At 63.1% G+C, this 17500-nt stretch carries 6 protein-coding genes, 1 tRNA gene and 2 rRNA genes (1 of these 9 cut by a window edge); 2 read left to right on the forward strand and 7 right to left on the reverse strand.

What is annotated here, in order from left to right:
- Positions 1-396: 396 nt before the first annotated feature.
- From ABSY17_RS23170 to ABSY17_RS23185, 4 genes are all read right to left on the reverse strand, one after another.
- Positions 397-1611, reverse strand: coding sequence for an ABC transporter substrate-binding protein (locus ABSY17_RS23170; protein WP_378946086.1), 1215 nt, complete (start codon positions 1609-1611; stop codon positions 397-399).
- A 109-nt stretch (positions 1612-1720) separates the two neighbouring features.
- Positions 1721-2095 (reverse strand): hypothetical protein, encoded by a 375-nt coding sequence (locus ABSY17_RS23175; protein ID WP_378946089.1) that lies wholly within the window; start codon positions 2093-2095, stop codon positions 1721-1723.
- Between the two features lie 88 nt (positions 2096-2183).
- On the reverse strand, positions 2184-2555 hold the full coding sequence (locus ABSY17_RS23180) for a hypothetical protein (RefSeq protein WP_378946091.1): 372 nt from the start codon (positions 2553-2555) through the stop codon (positions 2184-2186).
- 33 nt (positions 2556-2588) lie between these two features.
- The gene (locus ABSY17_RS23185) at positions 2589-13262 is read right to left on the reverse strand and encodes a DUF5801 repeats-in-toxin domain-containing protein (protein WP_378946094.1); all 10674 of its coding nucleotides are present in this window, start codon (positions 13260-13262) and stop codon (positions 2589-2591) included.
- Between the two features lie 467 nt (positions 13263-13729).
- On the opposite strand from ABSY17_RS23185, the gene ABSY17_RS23190 reads away from it, so the two are divergent.
- Both ABSY17_RS23190 and ABSY17_RS23195 read left to right on the forward strand, forming a co-directional pair.
- A complete protein-coding gene (locus ABSY17_RS23190; protein ID WP_378946097.1) occupies positions 13730-14119 on the forward strand; it encodes a hypothetical protein in 390 nt (129 codons plus the stop codon).
- Positions 14116-15537: an MFS transporter gene (locus tag ABSY17_RS23195; RefSeq protein ID WP_378946100.1), complete on the forward strand. Its 1422-nt coding sequence runs from the start codon at positions 14116-14118 to the stop codon at positions 15535-15537. Before ABSY17_RS23190 ends, ABSY17_RS23195 begins: the two co-directional genes overlap by 4 nt.
- Before the next feature lie 286 nt (positions 15538-15823).
- On the opposite strand, the gene ABSY17_RS23200 is transcribed toward ABSY17_RS23195, so the two are convergent.
- From ABSY17_RS23200 to ABSY17_RS23210, 3 genes are all read right to left on the reverse strand, one after another.
- Positions 15824-15900 (reverse strand) — tRNA-Met (locus ABSY17_RS23200).
- A gap of 191 nt (positions 15901-16091) precedes the next feature.
- A 5S ribosomal RNA gene (rrf, locus tag ABSY17_RS23205) occupies positions 16092-16206 on the reverse strand.
- 168 nt (positions 16207-16374) lie between these two features.
- A 23S ribosomal RNA gene (locus tag ABSY17_RS23210) occupies positions 16375-17500 on the reverse strand; it runs 1687 nt beyond the window's last position.

The raw sequence follows: 17500 nt of genomic DNA on the forward strand, positions 1-17500 counted from the left end.
TCACCCGCCGCAAAATCACCCCGCCCGACCGGAAAAGGCCAGACCAAATGATTCACCGCCGATTCACAGCCTCAGGACGCTGACAAAGACGAGGGATACTGAATTGAGGCTACGCGGCGTGGGGGCCGCCGCAATCGCTGCCTTGCGCGCTTGTGGTCGAATGAAGGCTCCGAGCGGCCGGCGAAGCGTTAGACCGAGAGCGGCGGGGCACTCATGGCCTTGCCAAACATTGCCCTGCCGGCAGTTCGGGCGCGTCGCGCCATATATAGAAGGTGTCAACGACAAGCCGAACATGGCCGATCGGCTGCTTCGGCGGATTGAGGCGACCTCGACCGTCCGCTCCACCGTCAAGGAATGGGCTGTCGATAAAGACGGCACATTCCCAGGATGTTGCGATCAGAAGCCCGAGGTCGACTTTTCGACCTGCTTGAGCTTGCCCTTGTCGATACGGAAGAACGGCATGGCGCGTTCGCCGGCGCCGTCGCCGCGAAAACGGAAGACGCCGGTTGAACCGCGGAAGCCGGTCGGGTTCTCGATCACCTGCCTGGTAAAGCCCTTTGGCCCCAGGGCACTGGCAATGCCGGCGGCAAACGCCACCGTGTCATAGCCATAGGCGACATTGACGTCCGGCTCATAATTGAAGGTCTTGCGGAAACGATCGGCGATCGGCCCGATCTCGGCACTGTCGAGCGTAGCGATATGGGCGCCCTGGAGGACGGGATCGTCGATGCCGTGCTCGAGCCAGCGGTTGGAGCCGACAAGCTTGACGCTCTTGCCGAGCATGCCCTTGTCCTTGAGGGCTGCGACCAGCGGCGCCGGATTGGCGCTGCCGCTGGCGATCACGATGGCCTCGGGATTGCTGACCAGCGCCGCCATGTCGGCCACCGCCTTGTCGGAGCCGCCGCTCGAGGGCCCGAAGGGCAGCGCCACGGCCAGCGATGCGCCGTAGATGCTGAGACTGTTGGCGACGCGCTTTTCGATCGCCTTGCCGTCGTCGCCTTCGGCCATGAACAGTACGAATTTGCGCGCGCCCTTGGCGGCAATCGCCGCAGCTCCCGCCGCCGCACTGTCGGCCTCGTTGAGCCTGACCGAATAGACCCCCGGGGCACCTGCATAATTGTCGGCGAGCGCCAGCACCAGCGGCCGGTTGGAGCCGGAAATTGCCGCCAGTTGGCGCACCGCGGCCTGTTCGGCGGGGCCGATCACCAGTTTTGCGCCTGACGACAGCGCACCCGTCGCAAGCGTGCGGGCGCGGGCATCGTCGCCGGCGGTGTCTTCGACCGACAGCGTCAATAGCTCATTGCCGAGATCGGCCATGGCCAGGGCTGCAGCATCGCGCATCTTGCGGCCGCGGTCGCCGGCCGCCCCACTTGCCGACAAGGGCAGCAACATCGACACCTTTACGGGGCCTTTGCCCAGCGTTTCGGCCGATTTCGCGGGGCCCGACCGCGCCGGAGCGTTTTCGGCCGGCGCAGCACCATCCTGGACGGCGCTGCCCAGCACATCCGTCGAGCCGTTATTTGCCTGGCAGGCGCCAAGACCAAGCGGTAGCGCCAATGCGGCAGCCACAAACACGGCACGCCGCAACAAGCGCCAGTCATTCTCGATCATCGGCGCTCCTCACGCGAGCCCGCAAGGCGACATCGGCCGCATGGAAAGTTTCGACAGGCAACGCTTCTTCATCGCAATCCGACCGCCCGGCCAAGACCTGGCCCGTCGGTCAGTTCATGTATTCCACCATGCGGCTATGGAAGCACTCGCATTTGTTGAGCGTATCCTCGTCGCGGGTATTGGTCCTGAGGTAGCCGTATGCCATGCCGCAGGCGACCTTGGCTTCGGAAGCCCAGACAAAGACCGGGCGCTTGGAGTCGATCCACTGGGAGCTGTTGGCGGCAGCCACCGCCTCGTCCATCAGGCGAACCACCTCGGCCGTCAGCTCCCCGGTATTCTCGGTCAGCACCAGGTTCGACGTGGTTGCCACCCGGCAATAGTCGGCCACCGGCTGTCCGACCAGGTCGGCGGCCGCCACCTGGCCGGTGAAGGCCAATACGCAAAGACCGGCGAGTGCCGATCGTTTTTTCCCCATGAATGCCATTTCAGTCCCCCTCCTGGCCGGCATTGACGCGGTTGCCGGCTGCAACCCATTCACGTCCCCACCCGGAAAATCCGGGCGCATTCAAAACTCAAAGCGTGCCGTGTCCCGACGAACCATCTTCCTCGAAAAGGATGGTGAAAGGCAACGTGGCGACGAAAACATCCCCGCCCGTCTCCGCACCCACCGGCTCGACCGGCACTGCAGCCGGCTCGACAGCCTGCTCAACGCCGGATTCCAGCAGTTGCGGGATCAGGTCGGAGATCTCGATAACCTCGCCGAACAGCGAATCCGCAAGGATGTCGCCGAGCGCGGCGTGGTCGATCGCAGGCAGCGGGCTCGGCGCCAGCATCGGCAGGTCGGCAAGGCCAGCCTCTCCATACCACGAGCCCATGTCGACGACGGGGGCAAGCAGCAAAGCGCCTGCCCCTTCGTCGGTTGCGTCCGGCTTGTTGTCAGTCATCGAACCGCTGTCTGTCCTAGCTTCGACAAGCACTCATAGAGTATCCGAGTGCTTGTTGCCCGAATTATCTTCGAACAGCACCCTCACGGTATCGTTCGTCTGACTATTATAGCTGAAGTTCTCGAGCACTGCGACCTGCTGGTAGTTGTTGCCGCCGCCATCGGTATCGACGCTGACGATCGAATTCACCCCACTCTGCTCGATCTTCACATACCCCAACCCTTCCAGATCGGTCTCGGCGGCGAGCCCCTTGAGCAACTCACTCAGGTCGAGCTGGTCCTCGGCCGGATTGAAGTCGGTGATGATGTCGTTGATCGCAAGCGAGATTGAATCCACCCCGATCACGAACGTATCGGCCCCAGCGCCACCGGTCATCGTGTCCTGCCCGGCGCCGCCGATCAGGATATCATCGCCCGTGCCGCCTATCAGGATGTCGTTGCCCGTGCCACCGAACAGGATATCGCTGCCAGCCCCGCCATTGATGGTGTCATTGCCTTCCTGGCCGAAGATGATGTCGTTGCCGGCGCCGCCGTCAATGGTGTCGTTGCCGCCAGTACGACCGGTACCGCCCGCAACAGATTCCTGCGCCAGGGTGCCCATGTTCTTGGTGATGTAGTCCATCGTATCCGCGCGGGTCCAGGCAACCCCGCCCGGGGCTTCCAGTTCGGCGAACACATCCCAGCCGGAACCGGGCTTGGTGGTCAGGCCGAGCGAGGCTGCCAATGCGTCCGTGTTGGGCGCATCGCCGAAGATGATATCGTTGCCCTCGCCAGCCGTGATTGTGTCGGCGCCGACGCTCTTGAGGTTGACCAGCGGATTGAGCCCCTGGAGAACAGCCTCCAGTTCGGCGGCAGTGTTGATGTTTTGAGCCGCACCGCCCCCACCGGATCCAGGGACACCGTCCTCTACATCGTTTAGTCGGCCCATCGCGGCCGAACCGGCGCCCAGCAGGATGCCAACCGCTTCGATGGTATAGCCCTTGGCCTTGATCAGCGCGGGTTCGTTGGTGGTGTCACCGCTAGCCTGGCCAAAGACGTGATTGTAGGCCGTCTGATCAAACGGGATGCTTCCTGTCGTGTTGGTATTGTACGCCGTTGGATCTCCATCGGAAATGAAGATCACCTGTTTCGTGGTTGCATTGGTAATCGGAGCACTGTTGCCGCCACTTGAGTTAATCCAGTTCAGGGCCGAATTCAGACCGGCTTCCCAGTTCGTATATTGCGCACCGGAAATGCTGATGGAACCAACATTGCTCTTGGCGTTCGTCAGTTCACTGTTCTGTACTGAACCGTTTTGAATCAGGGTGTAGGTTCCGACCGTGCTCGCTCCTGTTCCAAACTGGACGATGTGAACCTTCACGTCCGTGGCGCCAGACCCTGACAGCGATTCCAGCAGATTCTGAACCGCCGTCTTCATGATGGAGAGCCGGCTGACACCGTTGACCGTGTCATTCATGCTCGTCGAGGCGTCCAGCACCAGCACGATATTTGCCGAGTGCTGCGGCTGAGTCACGTCGACCCCGCCCGCGTCGCCAAACTGGATGTTCGGACCCGTAGTGCCGACGATAGCGCCGTCGACGACGCCCGGCAGTTGCACGATATGGTCTTCCGTACTGCTATCCTTGTCGTTCGCGTTGGAGCCTACGGTCAATGTCGGCGAACCGAACGAGATGGTGAACTGTTCGGTATCCGTGTCCGCATCGCGATCGGTGGCCTTGACCGTGAAATCGAGGCTGTTCGGCAGGTCGACTGTCGCTTTGTTGCCGGTCAGGCCGGTTACCTGCATGTACCTGTAGTTGTCGCTGGTAGCGCCCTGGGTCACAACAGTGAACTCGATCCTGTCGAACTGCGGCAGTCCGGCCGGATCGATTGTCAGCGTCTTGGCTCCGGTGTTGCTCCCATCGTCACCGTCGTAGAGCACGCCGGTGTTTCCCGTGACGCTCACGCCGGTGGCCGAGTTGTAAGCGGTCCATGTCACCATCAGGTCGTCGTGAGCGCTACTGGTGCTGCTCTGGCGCTGGGTTCCGATGTTGAGGTTCAGCGTGACGCTGTCCATCGTCTGGGCGAACGTCGTCACAAAGCCTTCGCCGCCAGTGATGCGGTTAGCTCCGCCCGAGCCACCCACGACCCCGAAACCGCCGGCATAAGGGTCGATATTTCCGCCCCCGCTCCCAAGCTTCGAGATCGTGACGCCGGAGTCCGCGAAGGCGATGCTCGCCGCTGCCGCCACATCGGAGAAGGCCACAGGCTTGATCGCAAACGCTCCCTCCGCCAGCTTGAAGTCGTAGCTGCCATTGGCGTTGAGCTGGACGGTGTAGACCGTCGTGGTGCCAAACTTCGCCGTCAGCAGCGTGTCGTTGTTGCTGAGCGTGTAGGTCAGCCCTGCGACCTTGGTGTAGTCCGCGGTGAACTGGAACGGCGTTGCCGCCGGGCCGTCGGCGCCAGGCCCTGCGTCGATGATGCCGTGAACCGAACCGGCGATGCTCTTGAGCATCGATCCGTCCTCGACCGAGGCGATTTCAGGCGTATCGTCATTGATGGTGACCACCAGCGTGCCTTGGGCGCTGTCGCCATCGGCATCGTTGACCTGATAGCGGATCGCAAGGTCGAGGCTGTCCTCGTAGGATGTTTCAACGGTTCCCTGGGACGCGGGATCGTCATGCTCCGGATGATCGAGTGGCTTGATCTGCGTATAGCCGTATACGCCCGTCGAGGTGTTGAGCGTGATCTTGAACACCGCAGTCGCAGCAGCATTTGCCGCGCTCGAAACATCGGTCGCGCCATAGAGCGTGTCCGTGTTAGCATTCCAGAAATATGCAAGCGCCACGCCACCCGATTTGATCGGCGCGTTGTCCGTGTCCACGACCGCCAGATTGTGCATCGGCGAGAAGTTGACTGGATCGGCAGCCGCTGCACCGCTCGGCCCGACGTTGAAGGCCAGCGTCCCCGCTGCCACCGCTGTGCCTGCCGTATCGCCCAGGCCGCCGGACAGGCCGCCGGCAAGCGCATCTTCGTCGATCAGCGCGTTGACCGCCCCGGCCGTCGGTGCCGCGTTGACGATGTCGATATGGATCGGGAAGGAGATAGCGTCGCCGTCGCCGTCCCTGACCGTGACATTGAAATCGAGATCGACATCGACCGTGGTGCTGGTCGTGGTAACGCTCTCCAGGTCGAGCTTGCCCTTGCCGTCCTCAATGTAGAACTCGACATAGTCAAGATACTTGCCGGGAGGGGCAACGGGCTCGAATTTCTTGCCTAGCAACTCACTGACGTCGAACTTGGCGCTCGCGCTCGTCCCGTCGGTGTAGTGGACGACGTAGTGAATGGTATCCGAACTCCCAAACGACGCGAGGGAGAAGGAGGCTTTCGAGACGTCGGGACCGTTGAACGTGCCTGCTCCCGGCGGGACATATGAACCACCGCCGTCAAAGTCGACCTGCTCGCCGAAGTCGAAGCGCAGGATTTTACCCGGCTCAAAATTCTGGTCGTCAACGCCCCAACCGTTGGTGCCGCCATTGACCTTGGCAACTGTGATGCCATTGAAGGGATTGGGTTCCCCCGCCTTCCAGTTGGCCAGGTTGAAGCCGGCACCGGTCTTCCAGCCGGACACGACCGCGAGATGCTCACCCGTGCCCTTGGGGCCGTTCGTCAGCACCTGGTAGGATGTTGGTCCCGCACCGAAGGCGCCGCCGATCGACACGTTTTCATGGGTCACGCCGTCCAGCGTCTTGAACGACTGGAATGTATAGTTTCCGGTTGCCGGGTCGAGCGTCAGCTTGAAGACCGGATCATTAGGATTGCCGGTGTGGGCGATCAGAACGTTCGGCGTCGCGTTGCTGTAGATCAGCGCCGTGCCACCATGGCTCAGCGATGCTGGCGAAGTCGTCATCGAGATACTGGGCGTGCCCTGACCATCGGTACCATAATCGAACTTGATGTCGCCATGGACGATTGCGTTGGCCGAGTTGCCGACTGTGTGGATGTTCGGCGTTGAATCCGTGAGCGCAATTGGCCCGTCGTCGTCAAAGGAAATAGCCGAGGTGTTTTTGTTGACCAGGTCGACCGATGCGGAATTCATTACCACGTCGCCGTCGCCGTCGGTGGCGGTCACCGTCAGCGTCAGTTGGACCTTGCTGTCGCCCGTCGTGAGCAGCGAAAGAACCTCATCGTAGACCGAGGGGTTCTCTGTCCCCCCATGGTCGATCGGCAGGTACTGCTCGACGACGATCTGTGCCGATCCAGGCGTCGATGCGTTGGCGACCGTGATCCGGAACGCGACCGCGTCATTGCTGCCAATTCCGTCTGCGCCGGGAACCCTGCCGACGATGGCGCCGTTTTCCATTGTGAGATAGATCTGGCGTGCGGCGTCGCTCAGGCCGGCCAGCGAAGTGCCGGCCAGCGCGGTCACGCTCAACGTCGTACCGACGGTAGCGCCCCCAAGCAGCACCAGCGTCAGCGCCTGGCTTTGGGAATTCTGAGCCGCCGGACCATCGGCACCGAATACGACGTTCGTGCTGAAGAGAGATGCAAGCCCGCCCGTCAGGTTCGACGTCAGCTTGCTGATGGCCTGGGACGCATCGACGGTCGAACTGACGGTGGGCACGCGAACGTAGGTGCTCCCACCTGCGCTGACGTCATCCGCTCCACCGTTCCTTGTACCGGAAGGTCCCGATTCGTCCTCACCGCCAGCACGGTACCGATCATGGTTCGGATTGCTGCCCCCGTTGGGCTGAACCGTTTCGTCGAGCCCGAGTGCCAGAGCGGACAACGGGCTGGAGCCGCCCGCAGAAACGGTCACGACCGGCACGTCGTCGACGATCTTGATCGTCAGGTCGCCCGACTTGCTGTCGCCGTCGAGGTCGGTCACCTTGATCGTGAACACCGCGCTGGTGGTGTCGCCCGAGGTGTTGTCCTTGAGCGTGTAGCTGTAGCTGATCGAGCCTGCGCCCGTCGCCGCATTGTAACTGTAGCCGGTCACAACAAGCGTGCCCGTGGCATTGTTGGCCACCGTCACCGGCGTATTCAGCGTGGCATTTGCCAGCGCCGCCAGGCTCACCGGCTGCCCGCCGATCTCGATGCTCTGCACCCCGTCCGGCGAGGTAAACGTCACCGAACCCGACGTCGTCTCCGAGTTCGCCGCCTCATTCGAGCCCGCAGGCTCGCTGCCGCGCGCCGGAAGGCCGGCCTCATGGACCGTCGTGCCGGCAGAGTCCGCCCCAGGCGTCGTCACCGTCACCCCGCTGTCGTCGATCTTGATCGTCAGCGTCGCCGTGTCAGTGTCGGTGTCGCCGTCCTTGAGCGTATAGGTGAACACGTCCTGCTTGCCGCCCGGCGTGCCGGCAGTGCGCACATAGGAGTAGGTGCCGTCCGAGTGCAGCGTCAACACGCCATACTGGCCGTTGATCGTCACGCTGCCGCCGGCCGTGATCGTCTGCGACGCCCCGCCGCCGGGATTGTTGCTCTCCACCGCGCTCACCGAGGCGCCGTCCGCACCCTGGACGTCGGCATTGGTCGTGCCTTCGGTCGTGCCCTCACCGCTGATCACGTTGCCCGTCGCCGCATGATCGGCGCCCGACTGACCCGCACCGATCGTGTCGCTGTCGGCCTTGGCAACCGGCGCGTCGTCGACGATCTTGATCGTCAGGTCGCCCGACTTGCTGTCGCCGTCGAGGTCGGTCACCTTGATCGTGAACACCGCGCTGGTGGTGTCGCCCGAGGTGTTGTCCTTGAGCGTGTAGCTGTAGCTGATCGAGCCTGCGCCCGTCGCCGCATTGTAGCTGTAGCCGGTCACAACAAGCGTGCCCGTGGCATTGTTGGCCACCGTCACCGGCGTATTCAGCGTGGCATTTGCCAGCGCCGCCAGGCTCACCGGCTGCCCGCCGATCTCGATGCTCTGCACCCCGTCCGGCGAGGTAAACGTCACCGAACCCGACGTCGTCTCCGAGTTCGCCGCCTCATTCGAGCCCGCAGGCTCGCTGCCGCGCGCCGGAAGGCCGGCCTCATGGACCGTCGTGCCGGCAGAGTCCGCCCCAGGCGTCGTCACCGTCACCCCGCTGTCGTCGATCTTGATCGTCAGCGTCGCCGTGTCAGTGTCGGTGTCGCCGTCCTTGAGCGTATAGGTGAACACGTCCTGCTTGCCGCCCGGCGTGCCGGCAGTGCGCACATAGGAGTAGGTGCCGTCCGAGTGCAGCGTCAACACGCCATACTGGCCGTTGATCGTCACGCTGCCGCCGGCCGTGATCGTCTGCGACGCCCCGCCGCCGGGATTGTTGCTCTCCACCGCGCTCACCGAGGCGCCGTCCGCACCCTGGACGTCGGCATTGGTCGTGCCTTCGGTCGTGCCCTCACCGCTGATCACGTTGCCCGTCGCCGCATGATCGGCGCCCGACTGACCCGCACCGATCGTGTCGCTGTCGGCCTTGGCAACCGGCGCGTCGTCGACGATCTTGATCGTCAGGTCGCCCGACTTGCTGTCGCCGTCGAGGTCGGTCACCTTGATCGTGAACACCGCGCTGGTGGTGTCGCCCGAGGTGTTGTCCTTGAGCGTGTAGCTGTAGCTGATCGAGCCTGCGCCCGTCGCCGCATTGTAGCTGTAGCCGGTCACAACAAGCGTGCCCGTGGCATTGTTGGCCACCGTCACCGGCGTATTCAGCGTGGCATTTGCCAGCGCCGCCAGGCTCACCGGCTGCCCGCCGATCTCGATGCTCTGCACCCCGTCCGGCGAGGTAAACGTCACCGAACCCGACGTCGTCTCCGAGTTCGCCGCCTCATTCGAGCCCGCAGGCTCGCTGCCGCGCGCCGGAAGGCCGGCCTCATGGACCGTCGTGCCGGCAGAGTCCGCCCCAGGCGTCGTCACCGTCACCCCGCTGTCGTCGATCTTGATCGTCAGCGTCGCCGTGTCAGTGTCGGTGTCGCCGTCCTTGAGCGTATAGGTGAACACGTCCTGCTTGCCGCCCGGCGTGCCGGCAGTGCGCACATAGGAGTAGGTGCCGTCCGAGTGCAGCGTCAACACGCCATACTGGCCGTTGATCGTCACGCTGCCGCCGGCCGTGATCGTCTGCGACGCCCCGCCGCCGGGATTGTTGCTCTCCACCGCGCTCACCGAGGCGCCGTCCGCACCCTGGACGTCGGCATTGGTCGTGCCTTCGGTCGTGCCCTCACCGCTGATCACGTTGCCCGTCGCCGCATGATCGGCGCCCGACTGACCCGCACCGATCGTGTCGCTGTCGGCCTTGGCAACCGGCGCGTCGTCGACGATCTTGATCGTCAGGTCGCCCGACTTGCTGTCGCCGTCGAGGTCGGTCACCTTGATCGTGAACACCGCGCTGGTGGTGTCGCCCGAGGTGTTGTCCTTGAGCGTGTAGCTGTAGCTGATCGAGCCTGCGCCCGTCGCCGCATTGTAACTGTAGCCGGTCACAACAAGCGTGCCCGTGGCATTGTTGGCCACCGTCACCGGCGTATTCAGCGTGGCATTTGCCAGCGCCGCCAGGCTCACCGGCTGCCCGCCGATCTCGATGCTCTGCACCCCGTCCGGCGAGGTAAACGTCACCGAACCCGACGTCGTCTCCGAGTTCGCCGCCTCATTCGAGCCCGCAGGCTCGCTGCCGCGCGCCGGAAGGCCGGCCTCATGGACCGTCGTGCCGGCAGAGTCCGCCCCAGGCGTCGTCACCGTCACCCCGCTGTCGTCGATCTTGATCGTCAGCGTCGCCGTGTCAGTGTCGGTGTCGCCGTCCTTGAGCGTATAGGTGAACACGTCCTGCTTGCCGCCCGGCGTGCCGGCAGTGCGCACATAGGAGTAGGTGCCGTCCGAGTGCAGCGTCAACACGCCATACTGGCCGTTGATCGTCACGCTGCCGCCGGCCGTGATCGTCTGCGACGCCCCGCCGCCGGGATTGTTGCTCTCCACCGCGCTCACCGAGGCGCCGTCCGCACCCTGGACGTCGGCATTGGTCGTGCCTTCGGTCGTGCCCTCACCGCTGATCACGTTGCCCGTCGCCGCATGATCGGCGCCCGACTGACCCGCACCGATCGTGTCGCTGTCGGCCTTGGCAACCGGCACGTCGTCGACGATCTTGATCGTCAGGTCGCCCGACTTGCTGTCGCCGTCGAGGTCGGTCACCTTGATCGTGAACACCGCGCTGGTGGTGTCGCCCGAGGTGTTGTCCTTGAGCGTGTAGCTGTAGCTGATCGAGCCTGCGCCCGTCGCCGCATTGTAACTGTAGCCGGTCACAACAAGCGTGCCCGTGGCATTGTTGGCCACCGTCACCGGCGTATTCAGCGTGGCATTTGCCAGCGCCGCCAGGCTCACCGGCTGCCCGCCGATCTCGATGCTCTGCACCCCGTCCGGCGAGGTAAACGTCACCGAACCCGACGTCGTCTCCGAGTTCGCCGCCTCATTCGAGCCCGCAGGCTCGCTGCCGCGCGCCGGAAGGCCGGCCTCATGGACCGTCGTGCCGGCAGAGTCCGCCCCAGGCGTCGTCACCGTCACCCCGCTGTCGTCGATCTTGATCGTCAGCGTCGCCGTGTCAGTGTCGGTGTCGCCGTCCTTGAGCGTATAGGTGAACACGTCCTGCTTGCCGCCCGGCGTGCCGGCAGTGCGCACATAGGAGTAGGTGCCGTCCGAGTGCAGCGTCAACACGCCATACTGGCCGTTGATCGTCACGCTGCCGCCGGCCGTGATCGTCTGCGACGCCCCGCCGCCGGGATTGTTGCTCTCCACCGCGCTCACCGAGGCGCCGTCCGCACCCTGGACGTCGGCATTGGTCGTGCCTTCGGTCGTGCCCTCACCGCTGATCACGTTGCCCGTCGCCGCATGATCGGCGCCCGACTGACCCGCACCGATCGTGTCGCTGTCGGCCTTGGCAACCGGCACGTCGTCGACGATCTTGATCGTCAGGTCGCCCGACTTGCTGTCGCCGTCGAGGTCGGTCACCTTGATCGTGAACACCGCGCTGGTGGTGTCGCCCGAGGTGTTGTCCTTGAGCGTGTAGCTGTAGCTGATCGAGCCTGCGCCCGTCGCCGCATTGTAACTGTAGCCGGTCACAACAAGCGTGCCCGTGGCATTGTTGGCCACCGTCACCGGCGTATTCAGCGTGGCATTTGCCAGCGCCGCCAGGCTCACCGGCTGCCCGCCGATCTCGATGCTCTGCACCCCGTCCGGCGAGGTAAACGTCACCGAACCCGACGTCGTCTCCGAGTTCGCCGCCTCATTCGAGCCCGCAGGCTCGCTGCCGCGCGCCGGAAGGCCGGCCTCATGGACCGTCGTGCCGGCAGAGTCCGCCCCAGGCGTCGTCACCGTCACCCCGCTGTCGTCGATCTTGATCGTCAGCGTCGCCGTGTCAGTGTCGGTGTCGCCGTCCTTGAGCGTATAGGTGAACACGTCCTGCTTGCCGCCCGGCGTGCCGGCAGTGCGCACATAGGAGTAGGTGCCGTCCGAGTGCAGCGTCAACACGCCATACTGGCCGTTGATCGTCACGCTGCCGCCGGCCGTGATCGTCTGCGACGCCCCGCCGCCGGGATTGTTGCTCTCCACCGCGCTCACCGAGGCGCCGTCCGCACCCTGGACGTCGGCATTGGTCGTGCCTTCGGTCGTGCCCTCACCGCTGATCACGTTGCCCGTCGCCGCATGATCGGCGCCCGACTGACCCGCACCGATCGTGTCGCTGTCGGCCTTGGCAACCGGCACGTCGTCGACGATCCCGGCCGTAAGCGTTCCAGTCACGGTATCGCCGTCATTGTCGATGACCCGCACCTCGAGGTTCTCGAACAGCACGTCTTTGCCGCCCCCATCCGGGTGCGCCTCGTTGTCCGTCAGCGTGTAGGTGTAACTCACCTTGCCGCTCACCGGATCGTAGCCGGTGATCGACAGCTTGTTGCCTAACGGCGTCGTGATGACCTTTGGCGTGAACACGCCATTGGTGACCACCGCCTCGCCATGCACGGTCAGTGTCTTGATGCCGTCCAGCGACTTGACGGTGAAGTAATCGCTCGCCTTTGCGCCAACTTCTGTGTCGAGATCGGCCTCGTAGACCGTCACGTCGCCACCATCGACCTGGGGCGTCAGGTCAGAAATCTCCGGCGCCCGGTTGCGCCGCAGACCCGGAAGCAAATCGCGCACCTCATATTGCGGAAACTGCAAAGCCGTCGGCGGCAGCAGGGCGGAAAGGTCGAAGCCGCTGCCGATGCCGCCGGGCGAGACATTGAAATCACCGCCCGAGCTGGATGCCGAGGCGCTCGGACCAGCCGAGATGGAGCCGTCGGCGCCGAAAGCGATGTTGATGCCGCCGGCTTCGAGCGCGGCAATCAGGGCGACGCGCGGAACCTCGACGTCGCCGAGCATGAAGGTAGGCACGTTGGAGGCGGCATCCTTGATGACGATGACGCTGCCGTCGGCCTGCTCGAGAACCAGATTCTGGCCGTCGACCTCGATGTTGTCGATCGAGACGTTGGCGGGCAGATGCACCACATTGGAAGCATCGGCGACATATTCGGCGGGTGCATCCTCAGCAGGTGCGGCCACGCTCGGCTGCTGCGCCTCAAGAGGTTGGCCCGAACCTGCATCGACCGGCACTGGCTCGCCCTGCGCGCCGGGCTGAGCCGCCTGCGCCAGAATTTCCGCTTCGGCGGCCGGCGCCGCCATCTCGTCCTGCAGCGCTTCATTGCCGCGTACGGCAGCCGACAGATTTTCCAGGTCAACAGAGGTCGCCATAGCCCATCCCCATCATATTTGTTGCCCCGACAAAGCAGAGGGAACGGATGAATTGCAACCGGGGATTACATCCACCTGCATATCTGGATATGCCGGACTGGTATAAAGTCCTGCGATTGGTTAATTCAGTAGCTAATTCCAAGTCTTCAATTGGATAGACTTCCACAGGCGATGCGTCGGGTGCATCTCAAACGAGCACTGGCCGAGTCCTACGACCGTCCGCCCGGTGTAGTCTTCGAAAAACCGACGTGCCCGCAGAGATCATGTTCCATGACAAGGTGCAGGTCGGCGGTTGAGTGGTCCTTCCGCTCAAAGGCTGGCGTTAACAACCAGCCCCTACTGGAGATCGCCGGTGACTACCCGACCGCCGACCTGCACTACCAGCAGGGAAGCGATCGGTTTTATCATTTTGACTACAGCGCCGCGCGTCATTCATGACGCGCCAAGGACGCTGTCACACTTTGTATTTGCGCATCGCGCTTCCCGAAAAACGGCTCACGGCCTTCCAGCAGGCGGTGACGACCGGAGAGACCGGCAGGCTCGCCGCCTTGCTTGCGGACGACATCGTGCTCGCGGCCGATGGGGGCGGCAAGGTCGCCGCGATCGGGCAACCGGTTTCCGGCAAGGCTGACGTGCTGGCCTTTGTCACCGAAAGCCTCGGCCGCTGGTGGGACACCTACGAATGGCGAACCGCCGTCATCAACGGCACGCACGGCGCTCTTTTGTTCGAAGGTGGGCAGATCGCTGCGGCGGTGAGTTTTTCCTGCGACGACGAGGATCGCGCGACGGGCATCTACATCATGCGCAATCCGGACAAGCTTGCGCGCCTCGTGGATACCAAGGCACAGCTATCATGAGTGAACTGTCGTTCTCGGGCGCCGGTGGCGCGCCGGCCGGCGGCTGGCGAGACCTGTTCAGGGGTGCCAATCTGATCCGGTCTCTGGCGTTGAGCGGAGGCGTGGCGCTTCATGCCGTCAACCTCTATGTCTCGACCACCATCTTGCCGTCCGTTGTCGCAGACATCGGCGGAATGAATTACTACGCGTGGAATACGACGATCTTCGTCCTTGCCTCCATTCTGGGCGCAGCCGTTTCGGCCCGTCTCCTTTCGGAAGCCGGGGCAAGGGCGGGCTATACGGTCGCGGCAATGGTCTTTGCCTGCGGTGCGGTGGTCTGTGCGGCCTCCCCCTCCATGTCGGTCATGCTGTTCGGCCGATTTGTCCAGGGGCTCGGCGGCGGACTGCTGCTTGCGTTGCCCTATGCCATGATCCGCAGCGTGTTCGCCGAACCGCTCTGGCCCCGGGCAATGGCGCTGTTGTCGAGCATGTGGGGCATTGCGACGCTGCTTGGTCCGCTGATCGGCGGCATATTTGCGGAATTCGGCATCTGGCGTGCCGCCTTCTGGGCGCTGGTGCCCGCGACCGGCCTGTTTGCTTGTGCCGCCGCCTTCGTCCTGCCGGGCCACGTCGCTTCGAGCAGCAGGGCATCGCGTCTACCCGCGCGCCAACTAGCGCTTCTGGTAGCGGCGGTGCTCGCTGCGTCTGCGGCCAGCGTTGCCACGGAGCTTGTCTGGAATGCAGCCGGCCTGGTTGCCGCCGCTGCCCTCATCGCCCTGCTGATCCGTGTCGAAGCCCGCGCCCGGCAAAGGCTCCTGCCTTCCGGCACCTTCCGCCTCTCCGCGCCGCTCGGGGCACTTTACGCCATATCGGCGCTGCTGGCGGTGACCGTCACCTGCACCGAGATCTTCGTTCCTCTGTTCCTCCAGATACTGCACGGTCAGTCGCCGCTGAAGGCTGGCTACATCGCGGCCTTGATGTCCGGTGGGTGGACTGCCGCGGCGATCATGAGTTCCAGCCTCGGGCAAAGCAGCCAGATGCGGCTTGTCCGTTTGGCGCCGCGCATGTCACTGGTCGCAATGCTGAGCCTTGCCCTCGTCATGCCTGTTGCCGAGCATCGAGTTGGTTTTGTCGCCATCTGTCTAGCGCTCGTCTTCGGCGGTGCGGGGGTTGGCCTCGCCTATCCGTGGCTTGCCGCCTCCATCCTTCGCGTCGCCCCCCGCGATGAAGAAGATGTCGCGGCAACGTCGATCATGACGGTGCAGCTTTGCGCGACGGCCTTCGGCGCGGCGTTGGCCGGATTGACGGCGAATCTCGCCGGCATTACGGGACCGGGCGGCGCAGCGGACATGGCCGGGGCAGCGCGCTGGCTGTTCATCACTTTCGCCCTGGCCCCGATGCTCTCCCTGACGTTGCTGGATCGGATCAAAGGGGTGTAGCCAACTCTTCTGCCCGACCTTTCGGTGCGCTGGTAAACCGCCCCGGGGTTTGCCGGCGGCGCCAACTCAGAACGTGGGGCCGGTATGAGCAAGACGGATGTTGCTGGAGGCACTCAAAGTATCCGTGTTTGCAGAGACAGGCCTCGGCTTTTTTGTCCGGCTTTTTCGGCTTGGGCTGCTTGGGGGCGGCGACTGGGGATCGAGGTGCAGCGTCAGCGGTCGGCCGATAGCCCAAACGGTCGGCGGAAACGCAAAAGGCCCGCTTGCTGCGGGCCTTTTGTTGATTTGGTTGCGGGGACAGGATTTGAACCTGTGACCTTCAGGTTATGAGCCTGACGAGCTACCGGGCTGCTCCACCCCGCGCCACCGATGTGCAGGTTTTGGCCTGCGAAGTCTGCCGGCTTTCGCCTGCTTTGATGTAGGCATTTGCCCACATGATTGCGAGGTTTTCGCCAATTGAAAGAGCCGCCCAATCTTTGACGAGACTGGCGGCCCACAAACCCGCTGGCGGGCCTTGTTTCGTTCCGAGAAGATTTTCAACGTGCGCTTGGCAGACCTGGCAGCGACTTACTCTCCCGCGTCTTGAGACGAAGTACCATCAGCGCTGGAGCGTTTCACGGCCGAGTTCGGAATGGGATCGGGTGCAGCCGCTCCGCCATAACCACCAGGTCGGCAAAACGCACGTTGTTTCGAGAAGCTTTCTTGAGCGAATAGGGAATAGAGAGTAGCGAATAGGGATCTATTCGGGGCCTCTCGGGCCATTCGCTGGTCTTTGTCTGTGCCGTTCACTTGCGACGATCCTTGCGGATCGCGCTGCGATGAACATTAGGAATGAGAACGATCAAGCCTATCGAACTATTAGTACCGGTAAGCTTCACACATTGCTGCGCTTCCACACCCGGCCTATCAACGTGGTCGTCTTCCACGGTTCTCAGGGAATACTCGTTTTAAGGTGGGTTTCCCGCTTAGATGCCTTCAGCGGTTATCCCGTCCGGATATAGCTACCCTGCTATGCGGCTGGCGCCACAACAGGTCCACCAGAGATCCGTCCATCCCGGTCCTCTCGTACTAGGGACAGATCCTTTCAATATTCCTACACCCACGGCAGATAGGGACCGAACTGTCTCACGACGTTCTGAACCCAACTCACGTACCGCTTTAAATGGCGAACAGCCATACCCTTGGGACCTGCTCCAGCCCCAGGATGCGATGAGTCGACATCGAGGTGCCAAACAACCCCGTCGATATGGACTCTTGGGGGTCATCAGCCTGTTATCCCCGGCGTACCTTTTATCCGTTGAGCGATGGCCCTTCCACACGGGACCACCGGATCACTATGACCGACTTTCGTCTCTGCTCGACTTGTCAGTCTCGCAGTCAGGCAGGCTTATGCCATTGCACTCAGCGAACGATTTCCGACCGTTCTGAGCCCACCATCGCGCGCCTCCGTTACTCTTTAGGAGGCGACCGCCCCAGTCAAACTACCCACCATACATTGTCCCGGACCCGGATAACGGGCCGCGGTTAGACATCCATAGAGATAAGGGTGGTATTTCAAGGGTGGCTCCACCAAGGCTGGCGCCCTGGCTTCAAAGCCTACCACCTATCCTACACATGCCACTACGAATGCCAATGTAAAGCTATAGTAAAGGTGCACGGGGTCTTTCCGTCTAACCGCAGGAACCCCGCATCTTCACGGGGAATTCAATTTCACTGAGTCTATGCTGGAGACAGCGGGGAAGTCGTTACGCCATTCGTGCAGGTCGGAACTTACCCGACAAGGAATTTCGCTACCTTAGGACCGTTATAGTTACGGCCGCCGTTTACTGGGGCTTCGATTCAAAGCTTGCACCTCTCCTCTTAACCTTCCAGCACCGGGCAGGCGTCAGACCCTATACGTCGTCTTGCGACTTCGCAGAGCCCTGTGTTTTTGATAAACAGTCGCTACCCCCTGGTCTGTGCC

The organism is Mesorhizobium sp. ANAO-SY3R2 (assembly GCF_042466635.1).
In the GTDB taxonomy this organism is placed as follows: Bacteria; Pseudomonadota; Alphaproteobacteria; order Rhizobiales; family Rhizobiaceae; genus Aminobacter.

Excerpts from the sequence above, each read along its gene's own strand:
- ABSY17_RS23170 (WP_378946086.1), bottom strand. The coding sequence starts at position 1,611 with ATGATCGAGAATGACTGGCGCTTGTTGCGGCGTGCCGTGTTTGTGGCT.
- ABSY17_RS23185 (WP_378946094.1), bottom strand. The coding sequence starts at position 13,262 with ATGGCGACCTCTGTTGACCTGGAAAATCTGTCGGCTGCCGTACGCGGC.
- ABSY17_RS23180 (WP_378946091.1), bottom strand. The coding sequence starts at position 2,555 with ATGACTGACAACAAGCCGGACGCAACCGACGAAGGGGCAGGCGCTTTG.
- ABSY17_RS23195 (WP_378946100.1), top strand. The coding sequence starts at position 14,116 with ATGAGTGAACTGTCGTTCTCGGGCGCCGGTGGCGCGCCGGCCGGCGGC.
- ABSY17_RS23175 (WP_378946089.1), bottom strand. The coding sequence starts at position 2,095 with ATGGCATTCATGGGGAAAAAACGATCGGCACTCGCCGGTCTTTGCGTA.